20 protein-coding genes, 2 tRNA genes and 1 other annotated feature are annotated in these 23,577 nt (G+C 56.4%); of the genes, 2 read left to right on the top strand and 20 right to left on the bottom strand.

Going from position 1 to position 23,577, the window contains the following annotated elements; translation table 11 throughout:
- Positions 1–75: 75 nt before the first annotated feature.
- From KI236_RS02750 to KI236_RS02715, 8 genes are all read right to left on the bottom strand, one after another.
- Positions 76–2,709: a valine--tRNA ligase gene (locus tag KI236_RS02750; RefSeq protein ID WP_212819088.1), complete on the bottom strand. Its 2,634-nt coding sequence runs from the start codon at positions 2,707–2,709 to the stop codon at positions 76–78.
- A 64-nt stretch (positions 2,710–2,773) separates the two neighbouring features.
- Positions 2,774–2,992, bottom strand: a binding site (T-box leader).
- A gap of 130 nt (positions 2,993–3,122) precedes the next feature.
- Positions 3,123–3,216: transfer RNA gene (locus tag KI236_RS02745), tRNA-Ser, on the bottom strand.
- Positions 3,217–3,233: 17 nt separating this feature from the next.
- A tRNA-Ser gene (locus KI236_RS02740) sits at positions 3,234–3,321 on the bottom strand.
- A gap of 146 nt (positions 3,322–3,467) precedes the next feature.
- Entirely contained in the window at positions 3,468–5,378 is a 1,911-nt protein-coding gene (locus KI236_RS02735; protein WP_212819086.1) for a nucleoside-diphosphate sugar epimerase/dehydratase, read from the bottom strand.
- 138 nt (positions 5,379–5,516) lie between these two features.
- Entirely contained in the window at positions 5,517–6,149 is a 633-nt protein-coding gene (gene spoIIR / locus KI236_RS02730; RefSeq protein WP_212819084.1) for a stage II sporulation protein R, read from the bottom strand.
- A gap of 55 nt (positions 6,150–6,204) precedes the next feature.
- Positions 6,205–7,056, bottom strand: coding sequence for a 4-(cytidine 5'-diphospho)-2-C-methyl-D-erythritol kinase (ispE, locus tag KI236_RS02725; RefSeq protein WP_212819082.1), 852 nt, complete (start codon positions 7,054–7,056; stop codon positions 6,205–6,207).
- A complete protein-coding gene (locus tag KI236_RS02720; RefSeq protein WP_212819080.1) occupies positions 7,053–7,415 on the bottom strand; it encodes a hypothetical protein in 363 nt (120 codons plus the stop codon). Before KI236_RS02720 ends, ispE begins: the two co-directional genes overlap by 4 nt.
- A gap of 88 nt (positions 7,416–7,503) precedes the next feature.
- Complete coding sequence (locus tag KI236_RS02715; protein ID WP_212819078.1) at positions 7,504–8,787, bottom strand: DUF1015 domain-containing protein; 1,284 nt, start codon at positions 8,785–8,787, stop codon at positions 7,504–7,506.
- A 213-nt stretch (positions 8,788–9,000) separates the two neighbouring features.
- On the opposite strand from KI236_RS02715, the gene KI236_RS02710 reads away from it, so the two are divergent.
- Positions 9,001–9,201, top strand: coding sequence for a DUF378 domain-containing protein (locus KI236_RS02710; protein WP_212820613.1), 201 nt, complete (start codon positions 9,001–9,003; stop codon positions 9,199–9,201).
- A 169-nt stretch (positions 9,202–9,370) separates the two neighbouring features.
- Here KI236_RS02710 and KI236_RS02705 read toward each other — a convergent pair whose 3' ends face one another.
- Genes KI236_RS02705 through KI236_RS02695 form a run of 3 tightly spaced genes read right to left on the bottom strand, consistent with a single transcriptional unit; the run spans position 9,371 to position 12,101 of the window.
- Positions 9,371–11,107: an Rqc2 family fibronectin-binding protein gene (locus KI236_RS02705; protein WP_212819076.1), complete on the bottom strand. Its 1,737-nt coding sequence runs from the start codon at positions 11,105–11,107 to the stop codon at positions 9,371–9,373.
- A gap of 3 nt (positions 11,108–11,110) precedes the next feature.
- Positions 11,111–11,512, bottom strand: a complete 402-nt coding sequence (locus tag KI236_RS02700) for a Mini-ribonuclease 3 (protein ID WP_212819074.1) — start codon at positions 11,510–11,512, stop codon at positions 11,111–11,113.
- Between the two features lie 16 nt (positions 11,513–11,528).
- Positions 11,529–12,101 carry a rhomboid family intramembrane serine protease gene (locus tag KI236_RS02695; protein ID WP_228738075.1) on the bottom strand — a complete coding sequence of 191 codons (573 nt, stop codon included), beginning with the start codon at positions 12,099–12,101 and terminating at the stop codon, positions 11,529–11,531.
- Positions 12,102–12,180: 79 nt separating this feature from the next.
- Between KI236_RS02695 and KI236_RS02690 the strand changes: the two genes are divergently transcribed.
- On the top strand, positions 12,181–13,251 hold the full coding sequence (locus KI236_RS02690) for an endonuclease/exonuclease/phosphatase family protein (RefSeq protein WP_212819071.1): 1,071 nt from the start codon (positions 12,181–12,183) through the stop codon (positions 13,249–13,251).
- 187 nt (positions 13,252–13,438) lie between these two features.
- Here the strand turns inward: KI236_RS02690 and rsgA are convergent, their stop codons facing one another.
- From rsgA to rpoZ, 9 genes are read right to left on the bottom strand one after another with little or no spacing between them, the layout of a single operon-like run.
- The gene (gene rsgA, locus KI236_RS02685) at positions 13,439–14,317 is read right to left on the bottom strand and encodes a ribosome small subunit-dependent GTPase A (protein ID WP_212819069.1); all 879 of its coding nucleotides are present in this window, start codon (positions 14,315–14,317) and stop codon (positions 13,439–13,441) included.
- Positions 14,314–16,281, bottom strand: coding sequence for a Stk1 family PASTA domain-containing Ser/Thr kinase (gene pknB / locus KI236_RS02680; protein WP_212819067.1), 1,968 nt, complete (start codon positions 16,279–16,281; stop codon positions 14,314–14,316). The genes rsgA and pknB overlap by 4 nt, the downstream gene beginning before the upstream one ends.
- 15 nt (positions 16,282–16,296) lie before the next feature.
- Positions 16,297–17,028 carry a Stp1/IreP family PP2C-type Ser/Thr phosphatase gene (locus tag KI236_RS02675; protein WP_212819064.1) on the bottom strand — a complete coding sequence of 244 codons (732 nt, stop codon included), beginning with the start codon at positions 17,026–17,028 and terminating at the stop codon, positions 16,297–16,299.
- Positions 17,025–18,047 (bottom strand): 23S rRNA (adenine(2503)-C(2))-methyltransferase RlmN, encoded by a 1,023-nt coding sequence (gene rlmN / locus KI236_RS02670; RefSeq protein WP_212820610.1) that lies wholly within the window; start codon positions 18,045–18,047, stop codon positions 17,025–17,027. The genes KI236_RS02675 and rlmN overlap by 4 nt, the downstream gene beginning before the upstream one ends.
- Before the next feature lie 45 nt (positions 18,048–18,092).
- Entirely contained in the window at positions 18,093–19,433 is a 1,341-nt protein-coding gene (gene rsmB / locus KI236_RS02665) for a 16S rRNA (cytosine(967)-C(5))-methyltransferase RsmB (RefSeq protein ID WP_212819062.1), read from the bottom strand.
- The gene (gene fmt / locus KI236_RS02660) at positions 19,430–20,350 is read right to left on the bottom strand and encodes a methionyl-tRNA formyltransferase (RefSeq protein ID WP_212819059.1); all 921 of its coding nucleotides are present in this window, start codon (positions 20,348–20,350) and stop codon (positions 19,430–19,432) included. Before fmt ends, rsmB begins: the two co-directional genes overlap by 4 nt.
- Positions 20,350–20,850, bottom strand: a complete 501-nt coding sequence (def, locus tag KI236_RS02655) for a peptide deformylase (RefSeq protein ID WP_212819057.1) — start codon at positions 20,848–20,850, stop codon at positions 20,350–20,352. Before def ends, fmt begins: the two co-directional genes overlap by 1 nt.
- Positions 20,851–20,869: 19 nt before the next feature.
- A complete protein-coding gene (gene priA, locus KI236_RS02650; protein WP_212819055.1) occupies positions 20,870–23,293 on the bottom strand; it encodes a replication restart helicase PriA in 2,424 nt (807 codons plus the stop codon).
- Between the two features lie 26 nt (positions 23,294–23,319).
- Positions 23,320–23,544, bottom strand: coding sequence for a DNA-directed RNA polymerase subunit omega (gene rpoZ / locus KI236_RS02645; protein WP_212819052.1), 225 nt, complete (start codon positions 23,542–23,544; stop codon positions 23,320–23,322).
- Positions 23,545–23,577: the final 33 nt, after the last annotated feature.

The following is a 23,577-nucleotide window of genomic DNA, read 5'->3' as shown; positions in this document are numbered from 1 at the left end:
CCCCTATCCCTGCGCAAAACAGAGAGCGGCACGATTTCGTACCGCTCTCTGTTTTTATTTTCAGCCTTTGTTTGATTAACCTCTCATGGCTGCGGCAGACTCATCCAGCTTGGCAATGAGTGCCCGGGCCTTCTCCGCCTTCTCTCGCTCGGCATTTACAATAGCCTCCGGAGCCTTGGAGACAAACTTTTCATTGCTGAGCTTCTGCTCGATACGGGCCAGATTTTCAGCAGCCTTCTCCCTCTCCTTGGCAATGCGCTCCAGTTCTTTCTCGAAATCCACCAGCTCCGCCAAGGGCAGATAGACATTGGCCCCATGGGTCACCACGGTGACAAGCCCCGTCAGGTCGGTGGGCGCCGTATCCGTCACGGTGATGTCACTGGCGTAAGCCATGCGTTTAATGAAATGCTCCCCCATGCGGTAATCCTCTGCGTGGTCCGAGGCAATGATCATTTGGGCCTTCTTGCTGGGAGGCACATTCATCTCAGCCCGACGGGCACGAACAGCGGAAATAGCATCCTTCACCGCTTCCATGGCCTGCTCCTCCGCTCGGAAGTCAAACTCCGGGCGGTACACGGGCCAAGGCGCGGAAATGAGATATTTACCCTCGTGGGGCAGAGCCTGCCAGATTTCCTCCGTAATAAACGGCATGAAGGGGTGCAGCAGCTCAAGAATACGCAGCAACACATAGCACAGTACATTCTCGGCTGCCAGCTTGGCAGCCGGGTCGTCGCCATTCATACGGGTCTTGGTCAGCTCGATATACCAGTCACAGTAGGTATCCCAAATGAAGTCGTAAATCTTGGCGGAAGCCACACCCAACTCGTAGGCGTCCATATTGTCCGTGATCTCACGGATAAGGGTGTTGAGCTTACTGAGGATCCACTTGTCCTCCAGCTCCAGCTTATCGGGCAGCTCTACCTTTTCGATGGTCAGATTCATCATCACAAAGCGGGACGCGTTCCAGATCTTATTGGCAAAGTTACGCATAGCTTCGCATTTTTCCACAAAGAAGCGCATATCGTTGCCGGGGCTGTTACCGGTAATCAGGTTAAAGCGCAGAGCATCGGCACCGTACTGCTCCGCCATATCCAGGGGATCGATGCCATTACCCAGGGACTTAGACATCTTTCGGCCCTTTTCATCCCGAACAAGGCCGTGGATAAACACAGTCTTGAAGGGTTCTTTCTTCATCTGCTCCATGCCGGAGAAGATCATTCGGGCCACCCAGAAGAAAATAATGTCGTAGCCGGTAACCATGACGGAGGTGGGATACCAGTATTTCAGGTCAGCGGACTCCGTATCGGGCCAGCCTAAAGTGGAAAACGGCCACAGTGCCGAGGAGAACCAGGTGTCCAGCACATCCTCATCCCGGGTCAGGTGTGTGCTGCCGCACTTCTCGCACTTTGTGGGATCCTGGCGGCTCACATTGATGTGACCGCAGTCATCACAGTACCAGGCAGGGATCTGATGGCCCCACCAAAGCTGACGGGAAATGCACCAGTCATGGACATTTTCCATCCAATTAATATAGGTCTTGGTGAAGCGCTCGGGCACAAACTTGATCGTACCGTCCTCCACCACACGAATGGCTTCCTTGGCCAGAGGTGCCATCTTCACGAACCACTGGGCGGAAATCAAGGGCTCCACATCGTTGTGGCAGCGGTAGCAGGTGCCAACATTGTGCGAATAGGGCTCAGCCTTAATGAGGTAACCCTGCTCCTCCAGATCCTTCACGATGGCCTTGCGGCACTCGTACCGGTCCATACCGTTGTAGGGGCCGCCGTTTTCGTTGATGGTGCCGTCATCGGCGATAACGCGGATGACTTCCAGATTGTGGCGCAGGCCCACCTCGAAGTCATTGGGATCGTGAGCAGGCGTCATCTTTACGGCGCCGGTACCGAAGCCGATCTCACAGTATTCGTCGCCAATGATGGGTATTTCTCGGTTCATAATGGGCAGGATACAGGTCTTGCCGATAAGGTGCTTAAACTTCTCGTCCTCCGGGTTTACAGCCACACCCGTGTCACCCATCATGGTCTCGGGACGGGTGGTGGCAATGACGATGTCACCGCTGCCGTCGGTAAGGGGATAACGCACATACCAGAGGTTGCCGGGCTTATCGGTGTATTCCACCTCGGCGTCGGACAGAGCCGTCAAGCAGTGAGGACACCAATTGATGATGCGGCTGCCCTTGTAAATGAGGCCCTTATCATACAACTCGCAGAAGGTCTCCCGCACCGCCCGAGAACAGCCCTCGTCCATGGTAAAGCGACTGCGATCCCAGTCGCAGGAGGCGCCCATTTTCATCTGCTGCTGCACGATGCGATTGCCATATTTCTCCTTCCAGTCCCAGACCCGCTCCAGGAATTTTTCGCGGCCCAGATCGTGGCGAGTAAGTCCTTCCTCCTTGCGCAGGGCCTCCTCCACCTTGATTTGGGTGGCAATGCCGGCATGGTCGGTGCCTGGAAGCCACAGGGCCTCGTAGCCCTGCATCCGCTTAAAGCGGGTGAGGATGTCCTGAAGCGTGGAGTCAAGCGCGTGACCCATGTGAAGCTGTCCCGTAACATTGGGAGGGGGCATTACGATGGAAAACGGTTTTTTATCAGGATTGGGCTCGGCCTTGAAGCATCCACCGTCCATCCACATTTTATAGATCCGCGGCTCCACATCCCGGGGATCATAGACCTTGGGCAATTCTTTTCGCATGGTAAAAATCTCCTTCACGGTATTTGGCAAAACAAAAGGCCCGCTCCGTTTTGCCACAAAAGCAAAACAGGGCGAACCATAAATACAGTCCGTGGTACCACCTGTGTTCGAGGGTCAAGCCCTCGCACTCAAAAGCCGATAACGGCGGCGGCCGCTGCCGCTTACTTACGCTGGGCGGCAGAACTCCGAAGCGACTTCCTCCCGGCCCTCACGGAAGCTCACACCTACCGCTCCCTCTCTTTGCATAGCGTCCGGAAGTACTACTCTTCATCACTGTTTTTTCAATATGAGATTATTTTACTGTATCTTCCGACGGAAGTCAAGTCTATTTGGCATCGACGGAATCGGAAAAAAGTAAAAACCCCGATAAAATCGGGGTTTTTGCAGGCTACAACTTTTTTGTAGTCTCTTGATGGCGCAGAAGGAGGGATTTGAACCCTCGCGCGGGTTTTTAAGCCGCCTACTCCCTTAGCAGGGGAGCCCCTTCGGCCACTTGGGTACTTCTGCATTCCTTATAAACGGTTTGGCGGAGAGAGTGGGATTCGAACCCACGGATGCTTTCACATCGCCGGTTTTCAAGACCGGTGCTTTCGACCACTCAGCCATCTCTCCGTGTGTGAAAGTGCGCTCAACCCAAACGCAAGATTTATTTTATCATAGGGTCGCTGCTTTGTCAACCACAAACTCATTGTTTCAGCTCTTCTTTTTTAAGAAGCTCCTGCCTTCTGTGCAGAGGGCAGGAGCTTCTAAAGGGACACTTACTCGTTAGCCGCAGCGGTCTCCCGAGCCTGATCGGCCTTGCCGTTAATTTCTGCCGGGTCGTGGTAGGTGGGCACGGTCTTGCGGATGACCTCTAACACGGCGGACTGCTCCTCCGTCTCGATGGCCTGGCGCACCAAGTCCAGCTTGCGCTCTACTTCCTCCCGGGGCAAGCCCTTATCCCGCTCAATGAAGATCATGTCATTGCTGGTCTTATCCAGCTCCTCTGTCTTCATCAGCAGCTCCTCATAGAGCTTTTCGCCCGGACGCAGGCCTATCTCCACAATGTCGATATCCTTATAGGGCGTAAAGCCGGACAGGCGGATCATATTTTCCGCCAGATCCAGAATTTTTACAGGCTTACCCATGTCAAGCACAAACAGCTCCCCATTGTGGGCCATGGCACAGGTGACCATTACCAACTGCACCGCCTCGGGAATGGTCATAAAATAGCGGATGATACGCTTATCCGTAAGAGTGACCGGGCCGCCGGCTTCGATTTGGCGCTTAAACAGGGGGATTACCGAGCCGTTACTGCCCAATACATTGCCAAAACGCACCGCCGTAAACTCCGTTTTGCTGTTTTCCCGGCACTGGATGACCATTTCACACAGACGCTTACTGGCACCCATGACATTGGTGGGATTCACAGCCTTGTCGGTGGAAATGAGCAGGAATTTTTCCACGCCGTACTTTTCGGACATCTCCGCCACATTGTATGTACCCAGCACATTGTTCTTCAGTGCTTCCACACCGGAGTGCTCCATCAGCGGCACATGCTTGTGAGCGGCGGCGTGGAACACAATCTCGGGCCGCAGATCACGGAAGATGTGCTCCAAGCGCTCTACATCCCGGACAGAGGCGATGATGACCTCCAGATTGAGCTTATCCCCGTATTTACGGATCAGCTCCTGCTGCACATCGTAGGCATTATTCTCATAAATATCTAAAATAACCAGCTTCTTCGGTTGCAGGGCCGCAATTTGACGGCAAAGCTCCGAACCGATAGAACCACCGCCGCCGGTAACCAGCACGGTTTTTCCGGCATAAAAAGCCTTCGTCTCAGGATTCTCCACCTCGATGGGATCCCGGAACAGCAGGTCCTCGATGCGAAAATCGCGCAGGGTACGCTTGGCCGTAGACTTTTCCTCCGTTCCGGAGGGATAGTCGTATATTTTCACGGAGCACCCGGTGCGGCGATAACGCTCATATAGCCGCTGCTTGCGCTCCACAGTCAGGTCCGGCAGAGCAATAATGATCTCCTGCACCTTCATGCGCTTTAAAAGGTTGGCTGTGCTGTCGTCCTCGGAATAAATGGGCACACCGTTGACCGTCTGACCGATTTTCTCCGGGTCTGTATCAATGAAGCACACCGGCACATAGCGAGATCGGGGGTTGCGGAAAAATTCATCTGCCAGGGTGGCGCCTACATTCCCTGCGCCTACGATGGCCACTTCCGCTTTATAAATTTGGTTTATGGAGTTACCCTCGATGGTCTTATCTGCGTTTTTGCAGCGGTAGGCGTAGAGGAGCTGATAGCAGTACCTGGACAGCAGTGTCACCAGTAAAATAGCCATGGCCACGATCATGTGCACGCCAATGCCTAGATTCACCGCAAACCACACCCGACCGATGAGCATCAGAATCAAATTGGATATAAAATCCGAAACCATAATGGTCAAATAAGTCTCGATATTGGCGTAGCGCCAAACATTTCGGTACACACCGCAGAGGATTCGCCCGGTCATCAGCATAATCACCAGGGCAGTCAAACGGATGAGGTTCAGCTCCCCGTTAAGGACGATGGAATGCAGGCGCAAAATGCCGACCAACGCAGTCATATAGTACACACAGATGATGATGGCAATGTCTACCAGCATCAGCTCAATTTTCCGTTTACTTAATTTCATGACAGATCCAATCCTTTGTATTGCCAGAGGAATTTACCCTCTTGAAAATGCAGTGTTTCCGCTGCAAGTTTTATAATTATAACACAAAAGGTATGGCTTGTCACTATTTCTTTCCCAAATTTTCGATGAAGGTGGTAATTACTTATGCAGCCACTGGCGCAATTGCTCCCACAGCTCCACGCAGCGGAACTTCACCTGGTATTCCTCCCCCTCCTCTTGCATGAAATCAAGATCCTCCCTCTCCATACCGCAGGCTATACCCGTCTCCCGGACATTCGCGGCTGCTGTCATACACAGGGGCGGATAGACTACGCACCACCAGTTCTGCCCCTCTGCCTCACCGATCAGTACGCGCAGCGCCAGGTATTCCCCTGCCGGTAAGCGGAAACCGCTGTAGGTTTTCAGTGGGAACTCAACCGGCTCCAGGCGGGTCTCCACTCTGTCAGCGCAGCCATTTTCCCGCAGGGTCTCCTCCGCCATGGCCTGAATAGTGGGCAGGGCCGCTCGAAGGGTGCGGTTGGCCTCCTGTCTGTCCGCAGCAGTGCGCATGGTATTCTCTGTAAAGGCAAGTACCTTGTCGCGCACTTGCAGCTTCAGCGCCTGGTCTCGTTGGCTGTCTGAGTTTGCCACCACATGAAGGCGAATCATTTTTTGCTGAAGTCGGTCCTGTCTACCCAAAGCCGCTGCGCCCATCAGCAGGCATACTGCCAGCATGATAAGCAGGGCGCACTCCAGTGCGTTCCACTTGCTTTTGTTTTGTTTTTTACCCATAGAAAAACACCGTCCTATGTAGAATTTCTTACAGTATGGACGGTGTTTCTGATTTTTAAACGCTTTCGGCAAACCAGGTTTGGGGATAGATCTTTTGCAGCTCTGCCGCCGCAGCCTTGGCTTTGTCCTCCCGGGTGAACAAGCCGTAGACCGCCGAGCCGGAGCCGCTCATGCAGGCATTTCGGGCGCCCAGCGCCAGCAGCCTATTTTTGATAGCAAAAATCTCGCTGCTCGCCTCTAAAACCCCTTCAAAGCAGTTACCCAGACGATCGCTGATTTCCTGCATATCCTGATACTCCAGTGCCTTAATCAGGCCCAGGGTGTCAATGGAAGAAACCAGCTCTTTTTCATCCAGCTTGGCATACATCTCCGCCGTGGAGAAGGAAAACTCCGGCTTGCAGATAACGAACCAGCATAAGGGCAGCTTAGGCAGCTTCAGAAGCTGCTCCCCCCTACCCCGGACCATAGCCGTTACGCTGCGCACACAGAAGGGCACATCGCTGCCCAGCTCCGCGGCCATACGCTCTAGGTCCTTTATCATCATCTCCGGGCGATAGAGCTTGCGCAGGCCTCGCAGAACTGCCGCCGCATCGGCACTGCCGCCGCCCAGACCCGACTGCATGGGAATACGCTTGGAAAGCTCAATATGCAGACCATCGCAGGGTATACCTGTCTTTTTGAAGAACAGCTTTGCCGCCCGGAGACAAAGATTTGTGTCGTCCAAGGGCAGGCCCGGGCAATCGCAGGTCATGGAGATCTCGCCGCTTGTGCCGCTCTCCAGGGTCACCTCATCATACAGGGCTGCGCAGGACATCACCGACTGCACCTCATGGTATCCGTCGCTGCGCTTTTCGCCTACCTCCAGCGTAAGATTCAGCTTGGCAGGGGCCAATTCCGTCAGTTTCATTTTTCATCCTCTTTTCCGTTTAACAATGTATCGCCGAATTTTTCGCACATAGCCCGCTGCACCGCAGGCTCTACCAGTTTTGCGGACAAAATCTCCAGCGCTATGGCCACACCTGTCATAATCTCCTGAGGCAAAATACCCAGCAGCCGCACCGAGCGCATAACCATGAAAATCAGCGCTCCAAGGGCCAGGCCCAACTGCCACAGGGTGCGGCAAAAAGTCTCCCGAGCATAGAGAAGCTGCTCCGGGTTCAGCGCCTCTTTTCGGCGGTAGGGCAGCTGCCGAATGCACCTCCAGCCCAGGCCGCCCAGCACCATACATGCCGGGACTACAAAGCCCGGCCACCAGATCCAAAGCACTCCTTCTCCCTCCCATCGAGTAAAGCCGCCGGGAGGACTTCTCTCCCAGCGGCTCTATTTTAGCACAGTTTATGCGCAAATGCCACGATTATTTTACGATTTTGCGAGCCTCGATATAGTAGCGCTTATCCTGGGCGTGCCCCATAGAGAAGGTCTTGCGGGGCAGCACACCGTCGGCCATAACGGTCTTAAAGAGCTGTTCCTTACCCATGGCAGGCAGCTTGATACCGAAGTTGCCGGGCTTGCTGCCCAGCTCATCCACCACCTCGTCGCCGTGGATATAGTCCACCTCGCCGCCAAACTCCTTGAGATACTTGTCCAGGAAAGTCTGCACAGAGGCAACACACAGCTGCTTTTCGGGATGGGGAATGGTGATAAAGCCGGACTTGTCCGCATAGTTGTAGGCAAACACATGGCCCTCGCCCTGTCCCTCATAGCAGTCAGGATAGAACTTCTTCAGCTCGGCCATAAGATGCTCGGGCTTCACACCAAAAAGCACCCGGTGGATGGGCTCAAACTGCAGGGCGTCATCATGGTTGTTCACCACCTCCACCAGAGCGTAGCGAGCGGGCAGAGCCAGGTACTCCTCGGGGGTCTTGCCCTTCTTCTGCTCCTCATAGCAGGCCTTAGCGGTAGCCAGAGAATGGTTGCCATCGCCCACGGCGAACAGCAAAGGTGCCGCACCGGAGAGGTTGTACTTGGCCATCTGGGCCTCGTCAGAGCACAGACCGGTGAGGGCGTCGGCCACGGCGCTGATCTGCGCATCGGAGAGCTTATAGCCCTTGATATGTCCGCCGTTTTGCATCAGATCGAAGTCATAGACCACCTCCATGCTGTCAGCAGCAGCGGTAAGAGGCTCAATGACGGTCTTTTCGGGGTTGTCGATGAGCAGCATCACATGGGGCAACTCAATGGGAGCGTTGCGGCGCACGCGGGCCCGGGGAGGAATACGGTCCTGAACGGTGGCCTCAGTGGCGCGGATCAGGGCGCCGGAGCCGGGGGTGAAGTCGTAAGCGTCCAAGTCTACCATGCCCACCAGGCCGTGGCGGATCTTGCCGTCGGACTGCTCGCGCTCAACATAGATCAGGGAGTCGGACAGGGTCTTGAACACGCCGTCAGCGAGATACTTCTTCATAGAGGCGTTGATATCCTCGATGAGCTCGTCTACATTGGGAGCCTTCAAATTTGCCTCAGGCAGGATCAGGCGCAGGGTGGAAGGGGCGTCACCCACCTGCTTTTCCACCGCTTCCCAGTACTCCGGCTCGGAAGTGAATTGGTCGCAGGCCACCACAGCCCACTTGGTCATGTCGCAATCCTTCGGCATAAGAATGTCGGCAGGATAGAAGCCAAGCTTTTCAAACTTCTTGTTCATGTTTTTCCTCCTATTCAAAATACATTGCATCAAGCAGTTTTGCTTCTATTCTGCATTATACATAAGTCCACCGCCCATTTCAATCACTTTCCGCCAAAAGTCTGAAAATATTTCTGCCTCTCTCAATTTTTTTGTTTCGGAATAATTCTGCCCGCCGGGGACAGACTACATATCGGCGTATTTTTTAGGAAAAGGAGGAGGTCCATCGTGAAGATCGTTGACCGCATCGCTCTGATTCTGGTCATCATCGGCGCGCTGAACTGGGGCGGCGTAGGGCTGTTTGCCTTTGACTGCGTTGCGTTTATTTGCGGCGGTCAGCTGGCCGCCCTCAGCCGCATCATCTATGCGCTGGTAGGCATCGCCGGTCTGTGGTGTATCACAATGCTGTTCCGTGAATCTTCGGAGAGTAATTAAATATGCTGAAGAAAAGCGGGCGTCCAATAGGATGCCCGCTTTAAGTTTGAGAACACTTCTGTCATTCCGAGGGAACGCTGCGACCGTGGGAATCCGCGTTCTCCCTTTTGGGAAAACGGATTACCACGACCAGTTTGCGAGCCGGTCTCGCAATGACAAGTTTTTTAGCTTATTTTATTGCCAGGCGGCGGGGGAGGTCTTCCTCCGGCTCCACCAGGACGGTGCGATAGGTGGTGTAGACTACCATGCCGGGCCGGGAACCGGCAGGCTTTTTCACATATTTCACCGGCGTATAATCCACGGCTACTTTACCGCTGCCCCGGCCCTGGGAGAAGTAGGCCGCCAGCTTCGCCGCCTGGAGAATGCTCTGCTCATCCGGCTCTGCCCCCCGGGTACAGAGGATCACATGGCTGCCGTGTATTTTCTGCGTGTGCAGCCAGAGGTCGGTTTTTTCTGCCGTTTTAGCGGTAAGCTTGTCATTTTGCCGGTTGCTGCGACCCACCAGGACCAGCAGACCGCTGTCCGTGCGGAAGCGACGGGGCTCTGACTTGCGCTGAAAGCCCGGTTGCTTTTTGCCCCGGCCCCGGATATAGCCGCCCTCGGTCAGCTCCAATCGGATGTCCGCAAAATCTTGCTCCGACTCCGCCTGACCGATCTCCTGGACCACGCTCTCCAAATAGGTAAGCTCCTCCCGGCCCTGAGCCATGAGCCGGGAGAGCATCTTCTCCGCCGTTTTGGCCTTATTATACTGCTTAAAATACTTCGCCGCATTCTCCTGAGGCGACAGGCGCACATCCAAGGGGATGGTCACCCGGGGGCAGCCCTCCTCATAGTAGTTCTCCGCCTCCAGGGTACGCATACCCCGGCCCATGCGGTAGAGGTTGGCGGTAATCAGCTCGCCGCAGATGCGCAGGTGGTCCCGATCCTGGGTTTTTTCGTACTCCCGGCCCTGCATAGCCAGCTTCCGGCACAGGCGGTCTCGCGCGTTGGTAGCCGTTTTCAGCAGATCCTGCCCTTTTTGCCGCACCCGGTCCGCCTGCTCCCGCTCCCGGAAAAAATCGTCCAGCATGGCCGAAAAGCTCTCACAGACGCGCATCTTCCCGGCATTTTCATATTGCAGCACCGAGTCAAATGTAAAGTCAGCGGGCTTACCGCCCCGCTCTATGACAGTGGGGCGGAATTCTCCCTGCCGCACCCGGGCCTGCCAGGCGGAAAACACCTCCCACAGGCGCTGTGCCCGACCCAGGCGGCAATCGGTGCTGCCTCCGGCCCGGTAGGCAAGCTCCCTTGCCCACAGGGGGGACAGGGCCGTGAAGGTATCCAGCAGGAACTTATCCGCCTGTACCTCCGGACCGGCCTTCTGCATAAGGGCACGGAACATCGTCTCTTCCATATCCACGGGCGACTGCTTTTCCTGCCTGGGCGGCAGGTGGTAGAAAAGGCCCGGCAGCACCTGTCGCTGTCGGCTCATTTCAAAATCTACCCGGCGCAGGCAGTCGAGGATGCGGCCCTCGCTGTCGCACAATATTAAATTGGAATGGCGGCCTACGGCCTCCAAAATCAGGGAAAATGTTCCCATCTCCCCCATCTCGTTTACAGCCTCTATACGCAGCGTCACCACCCGCTCCAGGGGGGCCTGCTCCATGGACAGTATCCGTCCGCCGGATAGGTGCTTGCGCAGCAGCATACAGAACATGGGCGGCTGGCTGGGATTATCCCGCAGCAGGGCCGTAAGATTCAGCCTGGGCTGGCTGGGGCTGGCGCACAGAAGCAGTCTCCGGTTGCCCCGAAGCAGAAGAATCACCTGATCCCGGGTAGGCTGCTGGATTTTTTCAATTTTCAGGCCCTGCACCTGCGGGGCGACCTCTGCCACCACCGCTTGCAGGCAAATTGCGTCCAGTGCCATAGCTCACTCCTCCATCATGCACACAAATAGCTCGTTGATCCGTGCCCGCTGTCCCCGCAGATACAGCCAGCCAAACAGCGCCTCCAGGGCAGTGGCCTGCTGGTATTCTGCCCGGCTGGCATGCTGGGGAATGGAGTGGACATGGGCGTTTCGGCCCCGGCGAAAAACCTCCTGCTCCGCCTCCGTGAGCAAGGGAAGGATCCTCTGTGCCCGGCGTGCCTGCTCCGGGGCCCGCACCAGGTCCACCGTGGCCCGGTGGAGTCCTTTGCCGGTGGCCTTGCCGTGGGCGCAGAGATAGGTACGCACCAGCAGCTCATACACCCCGTCGCCAATGTGGGCCAGGCCGATGCTGCTGATGGCGCGGATATTGTCCTCCGGCAAGGCTATGGAAAAATAGTCTGTCATTGTCTGTCCTTCTCCCCTATCTGTGGCGCTTGCCCCGGTACAAAAATCCGAAGATCATACCCAGCACGCCGCCCACCACATGAGTCAGCTGGGAAACACTGTCCGCGCCCTTGAGTCCGTCGACGATCTCCCCGCCCAGATAGAATATCACCACCAGAATCAGCGTAACGGGGATACCGCCGCCCCGGCTCTCGGTGAAGGAGGACAAAACGATCATCATAAATACAATCCCGCTGGCCCCCAAAAGGGCGGTATGCGGGAAGAAGATAAACTGTACCAGCCCCGTAACCAGGGCAGTAACGGCCATAAACCACGCCATTTTCTTCCAGCCATACTTCTCCTCCAGAGGCGGGCCCACCAGCAAAAGCAGCAGCATATTGCCCATATAGTGAGAATAGTCCGCATGGCCCAGCACATGGGTGAAAAAGCGCAGATAGGTCAGCGGGTCCGCCAGTGACGAGCGGTACACGCAGAAATATTTCATGGTCACGCCGCTGCCCAGAGTCTGCCCCAGCAGCAGGGCACCCAAGGCCAGCAGAGCAAAAGTCAGCGTAGCCGGGGCGTTAAATCGAATCACCAGTTTTCTCAAAATAAATTCCTCTTTTCAAATGCGTATAAATGAATTATAATATAGAATCAGGAAAAAGTAAACCAATAAGGAGAACCGTATGAAAAAAGCGTTGAAGATCGCCGGTATCGTGCTGCTGGCCCTGCTGATTTTGGTTTTAGGCTATGTAGCCTATGTGTTTTTGGACTACCACCGCATCGAGGATAATCTGCCCCTGACGGCAGAGGGGGCTGCCGCCGGAGAGGTCAAGGCCGGCACTGCCTACACTGTGGTATCCTACAACATGGGCTTCGGGGCCTATGAGTCGGATTACAGCTTCTTTATGGACGGCGGCACCGAGTCTTGGGCCTGGTCCAAGGAGCGGCTGGACACAAACCTCAAGAATATCGCGGAACTTCTGAAGGAGCAGAACGCGGCCTTTTACTTCGTGGAGGAGGTGGACACCGATGCCACCCGCAGCTACCATAGAAATGAGGCGGACATCCTGCGCGGGGCTCTCACGGGGTACAGCTCCGTGTGGGGGCAGAACTATGACTCCCCGTTCCTGTTTTGGCCGCTGACCCAGCCCCACGGGGCCTCGGAGTCGGGGCTGATGACCTTCTCCTCGGCACCTATCGCCTCCTCCCTGCGCCGGAGTTTGCCCATTGAAACGGGGGTCATGAAGCTGGTGGACCTGGACCGCTGCTACACCGTCAGCCGGGTGCCCATGGAAAACGGCAAGGAGCTGGTGCTCTACGCTGTGCATCTGTCCGCCTACACCTCTGACGGGGTCATCGCCAATGAGCAGGCGGAAATGCTGCTGAGCGATATGCAGAGCGAGTACGAAAAGGGCAACTACTGCATCTGCGGCGGGGACTTTAACAAGGACCTGCTGGGTAATTCCGAGGAAGTGTTTGGCATCAGTGCCGGGGACTACACCTGGGCCCAGCCCCTGCCGGAGGAGCTGTTCCGTGACAAAAACATTACACTGGTGCCGCCTCTGGATCCGGAGAACCCCGTACCCAGCTGCCGCAACGCCGATGCGCCTTACCACGAGGGCCAGTATGTGGTAACGGTAGACGGCTTCCTGGTGTCTGACAATGTGACCGTAAACTCTGCCACTGTCATTGATACCGGCTTTGCCTACTCTGACCATAACCCGGTCACCATGACCTTTACCCTCCAACCGTAAGCAATGGATTTAATGGCAGAATATACACCCCTGTATAGTTATTTTTCCGGCCGACAGCCACACGCTGTCGGCCGGGATTTTTGTAAGGGTACAAGGCCTGCTTTTTTCCGACATAGCAATGCCCCCTCCATAACAGGCAGCTTGCTTTCTCACTGCCTGTCACGGAGGGAGCATATCGATGCTAATTCTACTTTTTATCCCAGGGCCGCAGATCCTTCACTTCCTCCCACAGCCGTACATAGCTCCTGTGCCGGCTGGAGGGAATATCGCCCCGCCGCACAGCCTCCAGTACGGCACAGCCCTTTTCCCTTATGTGCTTGCACCCCACGAATCGGCACTGACCCAGGTAAGGCAAAAACTCCGGGAATGTCTCCGGCAGATGTGCCTGCAATTCCAGGTTCAGTTCTTCCGTGTCAAAGGAGGAAAAGCCCGGTGTATCAATGACCCAGGTATCCTCCTCCACCGGAAACATCTCCACATGTCGAGTGGTGTGCCTGCCCCGGCCCAGGGCCTGGCTCACCTCTCCTACCTGTAAGGAGAGGTCCGGGCACAGGCAGTTGAGAATACTGGATTTACCAACACCGGAGTTCCCCGTAAATGCACTGAGCTTTCCCCGAATATGACACCGAAGCTGCTCCATACCTTCACCGGTTTTGGCACTGACGCGCAGCACGGGAATGGCAGAATGGGCGTAAATTGCATACAGCTCCTCCGCCGGATCCAGGTCGCTTTTATTCAGGCAAACCAGAACTCCGCAGCCCTTCAGGGCGGCAATGGAGGCGATGCGATCAATAAGATACGGGTCCGTCACCGGAATGGCCCCCGATGCGATGATCACAAGCTGATCGATGTTAGCCGCCGAGGGGCGGGCAAAGCAGCTTTTGCGAGGCTCTATCTCCTCCACAAAACCTTCGCCGCCGCCCAGCTCCCGAACCTGCACCCAGTCCCCTACCAGGGGACTGGTGCCCTCCCGGCGGAACTTGCCGCGAGCCCGGCACTGCAGGACCTGCCCGCCTACATTTACATAGTAGAACCCGCTCAGAGCCTTTTCAATGCGTCCTCTCATCCGTTCGTGTGACCGGGCTGATCGGGCTCAGTCTGTGCATCCTTTGAGGTCACGGTAATGGTAATTGTGCTGCCCTTTTCCGCAGAGCCGTCGGGATTGCAGCCGATAACGATTTCATTGGCGCCTTCCTGACCCTGCCACTGCACTGCCACAGTAAATCCGGCAGCCTCCAGCTCGCTCTTGGCGGCATTCAGAGATTTACCGATCACATCCGGCACATCCACCATCGTGTTGTTGGGCCCCAGACTGATGGTAAAGTAGATATTGTCGCCGGTCTTAGCCTCCGTAGTAGCGGAAATGCTCTGACGGATGACGGTACCCGCAGGCTTATCACTGTACTCGCTGGAGCTTGCTCCCACTACCAGGCCCAGCTTCTGAGCCTCCAAATTGGCCTTTTCCTCGGTCATACCTACGAAATTAGGCACGGTAACGGGCTTGATCTCCCGACCGGAGCTGATATAAATAATTACGGTGTTGCCCTGACGGATCTCTGCGCCGGCCGCCGGGCTGGTGGCGACGACAAGGCCCTTGGCCACGGTGTCAGAGGGTTTATCCTGCACCTGGATATTCAGGCCCAGGCTCATATTATTCAAAATGGACTTTGCATCGCTCTCGGACATATTCAGCACCGTGGGCATATAGGATTTCTCCACCTTGGCGCAGACATACACCTGAATGGTCAGGTTATTTTTGCGCAGAGTTCCTTCGCTGGGATCCTGGGAAATGATCTCCCCATCATTATACTTGCTGTTTTCCTTGGTGCCTACCACTTCAATGGTGAAAATGCCCTTGATGCCCTCCAGCTTCTCAGCCTCCTCCACGGTCATACCGCGAATATCCGGCACCTTGTGGCCGCTGCTGTCACCGCCGCCTCCAAAGCCGTTGAAGATCAGCGTGAAAATCAGGAAAATCAGCAGCAGGGCTCCGGCAAAGGCGCCGATGATGATGGCCATGCGTTTTTTCTCGTCCTTGGTTCCGGCAATGCCGGTTTTCTCCTGCTTTTCGGCAGCCAGCTCGTCCTTTTCCTTTTCCTTCTTATTGCGGACGGCCTCGCTCAGCTCCTTTTTGCTGATGTAGCGGGTGGCCTCGGTGTTCTCCTTTTCCTTCAGCTCCTCCCGGATATACTCCATATCTATATCCGGATTCTTGCGGAAGCTCTCCAGATCCTCCAGCATGGCGGTAGCGGAGGCATAGCGCTTATTAATGTCGGCACACATAGCCTTCATGCAGATAAGCTCCAAGCCCTTCGGCACATCCTCCCGGATCTCGCTGGGAGCCAAGGGAACAGAGCTCAGGTGCTGGATAGCCACGGACACGGCGGTGTCACCCTCAAAGGGCAGACGACCCGTGAGCATCTCATAGAGCACCACACCGGCGGAATAGATGTCGGACCGGGCGTCGATATGCTCGCCCCGGGCCTGCTCGGGAGAAATATAATGTACGGAGCCCAGGGCATCCTGGGTCAGGGTCTGGGCGTTATTCTGCAGGCAGGCAATGCCGAAATCGGCCACCTTTACGCTGCCATCCCGCAGGACCATGATATTCTGCGGCTTAATGTCCCGGTGGATAATGCCGCGGCTGTGGGCGTGCTCCAAAGCACGCATAATCTGAATGATGAAGTGCAGGGACTCCCGCCAATCCATCTGTCCCCGCCGCTCCATATACTGCTTGAGGGTGATGCCGTCAATAAGCTCCATGACGATATACTCCGTATCGCCGCTGCTGGATACATCGTACACAGACACGATATTGGCGTGAGAAAGCTGTGCCACGGCCCGGCTCTCGTCCCGGAAGCGGCGGCGAATCTCTTCATTTTCCGCCATGTCGGACTTGAGGATCTTAACGGCCACCATGCGGTTGAGGCGATGGCACTTGGCCTTATACACATTGGCCATGCCGCCGGAGCCGATAAGCTCTATAATCTCGTAACGGCCATCCAGCATTTTTCCTATGTATTTATCCATATTCCAAAATCTCCTTTAAATGTTCTGCATCAGGATCGCCGTTATATTATCCGGCGCGCCGCGGCTCACGGAAATATCTACCAGCCGCCTCAAACAGTGTTCCGGGTCCTCCGTGTGAACGATCTCAAAAAGCAATTCCTGATCGCTGACGGTATTCACCAGTCCGTCCGTACACAGAAGCAGGTAATCGCCCTGTTTCCATTTGCAGGAAAATTCGTCATCCAGGACATTTTCCTCCGGCCCCAGCGCCCTTGTGATCAGGTTGCGGTTAGGGTGCCGCCGGGCCTCCTGCTCGGTCATGTTGCCTTGCTCCACCATGGACCCCACCAGGGAATGGTCCTTGGATATCTGCTGAATGCCGCCGCTGCCCAACAGATAGGCACGGCTGTCGCCCACATTGCTGATGAGCACATTCTCTCCGGAGACGATAGCCGCCACCAGCGTCGTGCCCATGCTGTGAACGGAGGGCTCCTCCAGAGCCTTCTGGCGAATAGCCCGGTTGGCAGCGGCAATGGCATAGCCGGATACCTCCCTAAGCTGCTGCGCGGTCATATGGCGCCGGAGATTTTTCTCCAGCTGCTGACGGTAGGTCTGCACAGCCAGCCTGCTGGCCACCGCGCCGCCCGCCGTGCCGCCCATCCCGTCGCACACAACGGCGGCGGTGTAGTCTTCTATCAGCATAGTCCCGCAGGCATCCTGGTTCTCATGCCGCACAAGGCCAATGTCCGATATACTCCATATCCTCATTTTCCGCTGACATCCTCCTTTTCTTCCATAGCCTTGCGCCGAAGCTGACCGCAAGACGCATCTATATCTCCGCCCAGGCTCCGGCGCACCGTGGCGGTGACGCCGTGAGACTCCAGCCTTTTTTGAAAGGCGGATAACCGATGACTGGGCTTAAAGGGACTCTCCACCACATCGTTCAGGGGGATCAGGTTCACATGTCCCGGCATACCGGCAAGCTTCCTGGCAATAAGGTCTGCCTGCCAGTCGTGGTCGTTCACCCCGTCAATCATGGCGTATTCAAAGGATATGCGCCGCCCGGTGGTCTTAAAGTAGCGATGACAGGCAGCGAAAAGCTCCTCTACATCATATTTTTTGTTCACGGGCATAATGCGCGATCGTGTCTCGCTGTCCGGCGCATGGAGGGACACCGAGAGGGTGAGCTGCAGATGCAGCCCCGCCAGATAATCAATGCCCGGCACTATGCCGCAGGTGGATAGGCTGATGTGCCGCATCCCAATGTTCAGTCCGTCGGGATGATTCACCAGATCCAGGAATTTCAGGACATTTCCTCGGTTATCCAAAGGCTCTCCGATACCCATAAGCACGATATTGGAAATCTCCCGGCCGGAATCCAACTGGGTGAAAAGCACCTGATCCAGCAGCTCCGAGGGCGTCAGGTCCCGGACCCGCCCGGCAACGGTAGACGCGCAGAAGGCGCAGCCCATGCGGCAGCCCACCTGAGAGGAGATGCACACGGTATTGCCGTGATGATATTGCATAAGAACGGTCTCGATGCAGTTGCCGTCCTCCAGCTCCCAGAGGTATTTAACGGTTCCATCCAGCCGGGACTCCTGCTTTTTGGCCACCCGGGGCACGGTAATATGACAGCTTTGGGCCAGCTTTTGCCGCAGGCTCTTGGAGAGATTGCTCATTTCATCAAAGCTCTTTACGCCCCGGTGCAGCCAGGTGAACACCTGCTTGGCCCGAAAGGCCGGCTCTCCCAACTGGCGGAAATAGTCTCCCATTTCCACCATAGTCATGGATTTAATGTCAAGCAAGAGCGCCTGTCCCTCCTTCCGTATTTTTCAGTCTTTTCTGCGCATACGGCAGATATAAAACCCGTCTGTTCCATGGCGCTGAGGCCAGAGCGTCAGCTGCCCGTCGCAGGAGCCTATGGGCAGTGGCAGGGTAAAGGCTGTCCGCTCAAACTCCGGGTGCGCCTGCAAAAATGCCTCCGTCACCTGCTCGTTTTCCTCCGGAAGGATGGTGCAGGTGGAGTAAACCAGCACGCCGCCGGAGCGCACATATCGGCAAACATTTTCCAAAATTTCCCTCTGAATAATCGGAAGCTGTGCCAGCTCCTCAGGGTTCTTATATCGGATATCCGGCTTTTTACGAATGATACCCAGACCCGAGCAGGGTACATCGGCTATGACCACATCCGCCGCTCTATCCCAGGTTGCATGGTGCTCCCGTGCGTCAGCCAGCATGGTACGCAGGCAGGAGATTCCCAGGCGTTTGGCCCCGGAGTCAATCAATTTCAGCTTGTGGGGATGGATGTCACAGGAGAGGATCTGCCCCTCCCCCTCCATGGCAATGGCGGCGGCAAAGGATTTTCCGCCGGGGGCAGCGCACACATCCTGCACCCGGTCGCCTTTTTGGGGCCCGGCCACCACCGTCACCAAATGAGCGGCGGCATCCTGGACCATAAACCGCCCCTCCGCAAAGGCAGGCAAGCGCTCCAGGCTCCCGGTACCGGACACCGTGAAGCAGTGGGGCAGCCACCCATGGCGCGCTATATCCACACCCGCCTGCCGAAGCTCCTGCAGCAGGGACTCATCATCGGTTTTCAGGAGATTCGTTTGGATGGTTGTGGGAACAATGTCGTTATCCCCCTGCAAAAACTGCTCTGCCTCCTCCGCCGGAAGCAGCTCCAGCAGGCGCTCCACCAGCCACCGAGGGTGACTATAACGAACGGAGAGGTATTCCGCCGTACTTCCCTGAGGAATGGGCGGCATATTCATCCAGTTGGCAACGAATTTCCGCAGCACGGCATTGACCATGCCCGCCGCCCTGGGACGACCGTTTCGGCGGCACATCTCCACCGCCTCGTTCACGGCGGCCCGATGGGGTATTTTATCCATAAACAGAATTTGATAGCCGCCGATGCGCAGAATATTGCGGATCACCGGCTCCAATCTATGTGCCTTCTGCACGCAGTAGCAGGTAATATAGTAGTCCAGAAGGGTGCGGTTTTGCACCACGCCGTAGGCCAGCCTTGTAGCCAAGGCCGCCTCACGGCCCTCCAGCCCGTTTTTGGCAATGGTACGCTTGAGGCTGCTGTCGGACCAGGCGTTAGCCCGCTCAATCTGCATCAGAACCTCCAGCGCCGTGTCCCGGGCGGTAAATTTTCTGTTCTCGATCATTTTTCCGTATCCATAGGATGGCCCCGGAGATAATCCGCTGCCATCATTCGTTTGCCTCCCTCGGCCTGCAGCTCCAGGATCCACAGGCTCTGTCCGTCGCCGCAGGCAATCTCAAGTCCCTGCTTCCCGGCAGTAAGCACAGCTCCGGGCCGGGCATCCGTCTTATGTCCCAGCTTCGTCTTGAACACCTTCACCCGCTTACCTGCCAGCTCTGTGCTGGCGCAGGGCCAGGGGATAAGGCCCCGAACCTGGTCATGCAGCGCCTGGGCCGGGCGGGTCCAATCCATCGGGGAAAGCTCCTTACTGAGCATGGGCGCATAGGTGGATGCTCCATGCTCCTGGGGGATATGCGCCGCCGTACCGCGGCCAATCTGCTCCACAGCCTCGGCTAAGGCCTCCGCACCCAAACGGGCCAGCCGCTCAGTCAGCTCCCGGGCATTTTCCTCCGGCAAAATTTCCGTCTTTTTGATGCAGATGATGTCTCCCGCATCCAGCTCCTTAGCCATGTACATGATGGTCACGCCCGTCTCCTTCAGGCCATCCAAAATAGCCCAGTTGATAGGCGCCGCACCGCGATATTTAGGCAAGATCGAGGAATGCACATTGATGCAGCCCTTATCCGGCACCGCCAGAATGTCCTCCGGCAGTATGCGTCCGTAGGCCGCCACCACGATCAGCTCCGGCTTCAGCTCCCGCACCAGGGTCAGGGCTGTTCCGTCGCGCATTTTCGTGGGCTGATAAACCGACAGGCCCTGTGACAAGGCATACTCCTTTACAGGAGAGAAGGTCATTTTCATGCCCCGGTTTTTAGGCTTATCCGGCTGGGTAAATACGCCGCAGATATCGTGTCCGTCCTCTACCAGCCTCCGAAGCTGCTCTACAGCAAACTCCGGCGTTCCCATAAACAAAATCCGCATTACGCCTCGTCCTCCTCTTGCCGGCGTATGTACTCCTGCAGCTCCTCCTCCGTCAGCAGATGATCCGTGTGCTCTACAAACAGGTGCCCGTCCAGATGCTCGATCTCGTGGCAAAAGCACCGAGCCGTAAGGTCACTGTCCTCCACTTCGAAGAAGTTGCCGTCCCGATCCTGGGCCCGGACCCGCACTACCTCCGGCCGCGTGACCACGCCGAACTTTCCCGGCACGCTCAAACAGCCCTCCAGGCCCGTCTGCTCCCCCTGGGTGTAGACAATCTCCGGATTGATGAGCTCAATAATTTCATCGTTCTCGTTCTGCACTACGCAAACCCGGCGCAAAATCCCCACCTGGGGCGCCGCCAGGCCCACGCCGCCGGAATCCAGAAGTGTGTCCGCCATATCATTCAGCAAAATATGCAGGCGATTATCAAAATCCGTCACAGGACGGCACACCTTGGTCAGGCAATCCTCTCCCTGCAAAACAATCCGTCTCAGAGCCATTTTATTCTCCTCCTGCTCCTTAGTTCATTCGGTTATACTCCGCAAAAATACTCATATTCCGATTCTCGCTCCGCTGGGCGAAATCCTTCATAAAGGCCGCCAGCAGCCGACGCACAGGCCCGCTGCACCGCCCCACCACCGTAATGCGATAGCGGAAGCGGCCATTGACCTTCACCACCGGAGCCGGAGCCGGGCCCAGCACCTCCAAGCCCATATCCCGATACTCCGGCTGCATCATGGCAGCACAGAGTCCGTCCCGCAGCTGCATACAGCTTCGGCGCACGAATTCCTCGTTGCTGCCGCTGACGGTAAGCACCGTCACATCCGTGAAGGGAGGTTCCCGGCGCATATGCCGCAGCCCGATCTCCCGTCGGTAAAAGCTCTCGTAGTCCTGCCGGGCCGCATCCCGCAGCACCTCATTTTCCGGGGTGTAGGTCTGTATCAGCGCCCGGCCGGGCTTGTCACCCCGGCCCGCTCGGCCCACAACCTGGGTCAGAAGTACAAAGGTGCGTTCGGCGGCGCGGTAGTTGTCCACATACAGCGACTGATCCGCCGCCAGGACCCCCACCAGCGTCACATTATCAAAATCCAATCCCTTGGCCACCATTTGCGTCCCCAAAAGGATAGGAATTTTTTCCTTATCAAATTTTTGCAGCATTTTTTCATGCTGCACGCCCACAGAGTCTGCGTCCATCCGTAAAATGGGCACACCGGGAAACAGCTCCTGCAGTTCCTGCTCCACCCTCTGCGTACCGGACCCCACAGGGCGAAATGCCTCGCCGCACTGAGGGCAGTCCGCCTCAAACCGCTCTGAATAGCCGCAGTAGTGGCACATCATCCGCCTGTTGGCTGAGTGATAGGTCAGTGAGACGCTGCACCGGGGACACTGAGGTACATATCCACACCCGGGACAAATGACCTGACGGCTGTTTCCGCGACGGTTGAGAAACAGGATCGTCTGCTGACCCAGTTCCAGGTTCTTTTGAATCTCCTCATACAGCGGATGGCTGATAGAGGTATAGTTCCCCTGCCGCAGCTCCTGGCGCATATCCACCAGGGAGACCCCGGGCAGGGCATTTTGATTGAACCGCCGGCGCAGCAGCGTCAGCCGGTAATTTCCCTCCCGGGCATGGTAAGCCGTTTCCACCGTCGGGGTAGCAGAGCCCAGCACCAGCCAGGCGCCCTCCTTGGCACAGCGGTATTTGGCTATATCCCGGGCATGATAGCAGGGCGACTTCTCCGACTCGTAAGACCCCTCCTGCTCCTCATCCAGCACAATCATACCCAGATTGTCTATAGGAGCAAACACCGCCGACCGGGTACCCAGAACGATCTTCACCAGCCCCTGTCGGATGCGCTTATATTGGTCATACCGCTGGGCAATACCCAGGCCGCTGTGCAGCAGCGCCACATCCTCGCCGAAATACAGGGAAAAACGCTGCATCATTTGGGGTGTCAGGGCAATTTCCGGCACCAGGATCATAGCCGTTCTGCCCTCTTGCAGCAGCTTTTGCGCCAGAGTGATGTACACCTCCGTCTTGCCGCTGCCGGTAACCCCCTGCAAAAGCGTTACCCCGGGCTTTCCGCTGTGGATCTGCGCCAAAATATCATTGTAGGCAGCCTGCTGCTCATCATTGAGCTGAATCTGCGGCGCTTTTTCCTGCGCCGGGCGCAAGGGTACCCGAAAAATCTCCTGCTCACACAGGGAAAAAACGCCCTCCTCCCCCATTTTCATTACCCACTTGCGCTGTACGCCGGTGTAATAAATGAGGTCGTGGAGCGAGGTCTCTCCGTTTTTCAGCAAAAAGCTTAGGGCCGCCCCCTGCCGGGGCGCTCTGCGCATCTTATCTCGGGTCAGCTCCTCCGCCTCCTGGGAGGTGATGGCAAAGGCCACACGCCAGTCGGTTTTGTCTGAAACGCGCCGGTTAGAGGCGCGCGCGCAGGATACGATTCCCTGCTGTTCCAGCTTTTGCAGCATGGCCTTCGCCTTAGGCTGCGCCTCCAGAAGCTGGGAAAGCTCTCTATCCTTCTCCCGCAAAAGGGACACCAGGACCTGCTCCTTTTCCGGCAGCTCACCCTCCGGCTCCCGTTTCAGGTGCCAGAGCTCCTTATGCTGATACCAAAGTCCGATGGGCAGTATTGCATGAAGTGCATCGTAAAAGGTGCAGAAGTACCGCTGGCACATCCACAGCGCCAGACGGATTTGCTCCGCCGATAGCTGTGCCTCCCGGTCCAGCACCGTCTCCACCGCCTTCAGCGGCCGATCCATGGCCCCCTCCTGCACAGACAGCACCATGCCCTCCGACCGGCGGTTACCCCGGCCAAAGGGAACGGTCACCCGCATTCCGGCGCATACGGTCATATCCTCAGGGACCAGGTAGTCATAGGGCTTGTCAATGGCATAGACGGCATTCTCTATTGCAATTTTAGCGATCTGTGCCATGGGCGCCTCCTGCATTGGGTTTGGGTTTATTTCTTATTGTCCGTGTCGATACCCGTGTCAATGGAGGACGCATCGAACAGGCCCTCCGCCACCTCATCGATGGCCAAGGTAACGGGCTTTTCCTCCAGGGGCTCCCCGTTTACCTCGGCCTCCTGGGCGATCTGGCGGGCGCGGCGCGCCACCACATTCACCATCATGTAGCGATTGGGAATGTGCTCCGTGAGCTTCGTCATTGCGGGATACAGCATCATAATAATCAACTTCCTATCTGCCTTTCGGCGAAA

This window comes from Vescimonas fastidiosa, assembly GCF_018326305.1.
Classification (GTDB): Bacteria; Bacillota; Clostridia; order Oscillospirales; family Oscillospiraceae; genus Vescimonas; species Vescimonas fastidiosa.
Note: the sequence above shows the minus strand (reverse complement) of the source record. Positions and strands in the feature narration are given on the sequence as shown.